General features: G+C 53.1%; 3 protein-coding genes. 1 reads left to right on the top strand and 2 read right to left on the bottom strand.

All coding sequences use genetic code 11. The annotated features are described in order from the left end of the window. On the top strand, window positions 1–234 hold a 234-nt coding region (locus AB5Y84_RS17445; RefSeq protein ID WP_368177457.1), incomplete at its 5' end, for a hypothetical protein. A 98-nt stretch (window positions 235–332) separates the two neighbouring features. Here the strand turns inward: AB5Y84_RS17445 and gmhB are convergent. Further along, window positions 333–875 carry a D-glycero-beta-D-manno-heptose 1,7-bisphosphate 7-phosphatase gene (gene gmhB / locus AB5Y84_RS17440; RefSeq protein WP_368177456.1) on the bottom strand — a complete coding sequence of 181 codons (543 nt, stop codon included), beginning with the start codon at window positions 873–875 and terminating at the stop codon, window positions 333–335. 113 nt (window positions 876–988) lie between these two features. Next, window positions 989–2,125: elongation factor Tu (gene tuf / locus AB5Y84_RS17435; RefSeq protein WP_115523187.1), on the bottom strand; the 1,137-nt coding region annotated here is incomplete at its 5' end.

Here is a 2,125-nt window from a genome sequence, read left to right as displayed (position 1 = left end):
GTCACTTCACCAGACATTGAAAATCAAAAATTGTTTTTGATGCTCGATGCTGTGAGTGCCCACACAGATTGCTTGATTCAAATTGTTAAAGAGCGACGCAACAGTTCGTTGCTGCGGGAGTGGGATTGTACTCAACCGCCTTCTCGAGTCAAGCCTTATTTTCAAAGGCTTTTCGAGGTTATCGACTTGGCTTTCTGCGTTGCCGCTTGCCCTGTCGATGGAGGCGCATTATAGGGAACAGATTCTTTCTGGCAAGCAGATAATTGCAAAAAGATGGCTTACACTGTTCGTTCGCTCACAAAGCCACCAACTTGCATGTTAAACCGGCGAAATCAGCTCACTGCAGGCACCGCAACGGCAAAATCGTGCAGATTGTCATAGAGAGCATCGGCCAGCGCACTACCCGTCTCGGTCACCGGCTTACCGGTTCTGACCATGATCTTGTGACCGACCCCGGCATTGACGGCAGCTTTTAGATCGGAAGGCTTATCACCCACCATATAGGAACGACTCATGTCGATCCCCAGTTCCTGTTGCGCCGACAGCAGCATGCCTGGCTCCGGTTTGCGGCAATCACAGGGGGCGCCGTGATCCGGATGATGGGGACAGAAGTAGATGCCATCGAGATCCACATCCCGATCAGCCAGTGACCAATCCATCCATTCCGTCAGATTCATGAAGTCATCTTCACTGAAGTAGCCGCGGGCGATTCCGGACTGGTTAGTTACGACGACCAGCAGATAGCCTTTCTTTTTGAGGAGCTGCAGGGCGTCTATGACTCCGGGCAGAAAATGGAAATCATCGACCTGACTGACATAGCCAGTGTCTTCATTGATGACACCGTCACGATCCAGAAAAATGGCAGGGTTGCTCACGGAAACTACCTCTATCAATGGTTTTGCCCAGTATCTCACAGGCCATAAATAGCCCCAAAAATAAAAGGGGTGGCCGAAGCCACCCCTTTTCATGTTTGTATATAACGAATCGATTAGGCGATTACGCTAGCTACAACACCGGCACCTACGGTACGGCCACCTTCACGGATAGCGAAACGCAGGCCGTCGTCCATCGCGATCGGAGCAATCAGGGTAACAACCATTTTGATGTTGTCGCCCGGCATTACCATCTCTACGCCTTCCGGCAGTTCGATGGTACCGGTCACGTCGGTAGTACGGAAGTAGAACTGCGGACGGTAGCCTTTGAAGAACGGGGTATGACGACCACCTTCTTCTTTTGACAGTACGTACACTTCAGATTCGAACTTGGTGTGCGGCTTGATAGAACCTGGCTTGGCCAGTACCTGACCACGCTCTACGTCTTCACGCTTAACACCACGCAGCAGCGCGCCGATGTTCTCGCCTGCACGACCTTCGTCCAGCAGTTTGCGGAACATTTCAACACCGGTACAGGTGGTAGAAACGGTATCTTTGATACCAACGATTTCTACGGTCTCACCTACTTTAACGATACCGCGCTCTACACGACCGGTAACTACAGTACCACGGCCAGCGATAGAGAATACGTCTTCGATAGGCATCAGGAACGGCTGGTCAATCGCGCGCTCCGGCTCCGGGATGTAGGTATCCAGGTGGCCAGCCAGCTCGATGATCTTCTCTTCCCACTGAGCGTCGCCTTCCAGCGCTTTCAGTGCGGAACCACGAACTACCGGCAGGTCATCACCCGGGAAGTCGTACTCGGTCAGCAGTTCACGAACTTCCATCTCAACCAGTTCGAGCAGCTCTTCGTCATCAACCATGTCACACTTGTTCATGAACACGATCATGTACGGGATACCAACCTGACGACCCAGCAGGATGTGCTCACGAGTCTGCGGCATCGGGCCGTCAGTCGCTGCTACTACCAGGATCGCGCCGTCCATCTGGGCAGCACCGGTGATCATGTTTTTAACGTAGTCGGCGTGACCCGGGCAATCTACGTGGGCGTAGTGACGGGTAGCGGTGTCGTATTCTACGTGGGAGGTGTTGATGGTGATACCACGCTCACGCTCTTCCGGTGCCTTGTCGATCTGGTCGAAGGCGAAAGCTTTACCACCGAAGTGCTTGGCCAGCACGTTGGTGATAGCTGCAGTCAGGGTGGTTTTACCGTGGTCAACGTGGCCGATGGT

Source organism: Aeromonas sp. s11 (assembly GCF_040907945.1).
Taxonomy (GTDB): Bacteria; Pseudomonadota; Gammaproteobacteria; order Enterobacterales; family Aeromonadaceae; genus Aeromonas; species Aeromonas veronii.
The sequence above is the reverse complement of the archived record's forward strand: the minus strand, read 5'-3'. Positions and strand labels throughout refer to the sequence as shown.